This window comes from Paracoccus sp. SY (genome assembly GCF_002901215.1).
GTDB classification, from domain to species: domain Bacteria; phylum Pseudomonadota; class Alphaproteobacteria; order Rhodobacterales; family Rhodobacteraceae; genus Paracoccus; species Paracoccus acridae.
Map to the genome: position 1 here is coordinate 1 of NZ_NWMQ01000210.1, position 497 is coordinate 497.

General features: G+C 66.8%; 1 protein-coding gene. It reads left to right on the forward strand.

The window, feature by feature from the left end; all coding sequences use genetic code 11:
• Positions 1-27 precede the first annotated feature (27 nt).
• Positions 28-497: DUF1173 family protein (locus tag CK944_RS22595; RefSeq protein WP_239986228.1), on the forward strand; the 470-nt coding region annotated here is incomplete at its 3' end.

Sequence of the window (497 nt, forward strand, 5' to 3'; positions counted from 1 at the left end):
TGCCAGTGCTGCGAGGCCGAACCGCCCATGTATGTGGCCCTGATCAATGGTGTGTTTCATCTCAAGCGTATGCCCGGCACGGGACATACGCATGACCTTGCCTGCCCGTCCTTCGATCCACCCCCGGAGCTCTCCGGGCTTGGGCCACTCTCCGGGCAGGCCATCGTCACGGACGAGGCAGGCGACACGATGCTCAGGCTCGGCTTTTCGCTGTCCCTGCGCGGCAGCAGGCCGTCGTCGCCCACCGATGAGGGTGAAGCGGATACCGTATCGGTGACCGCCAGCCCGCGCAGGCTGCGGCTCCTTGCCCTTTTGCACTATCTTTGGGACGCTGCGGGACTGACGACATGGCGCAAGGCCTACGGGCGACGCAGCTGGTGGATCGTGCACCGCGAGCTCTGCCTTGCGGCGGCCCGCGCCCGGACGCGGTCTGGGCCGCTGTCGGACATCCTCTTTGTTCCGCCTCCCTACGTCCTCGAGGACAAGGAGCGCCTGGC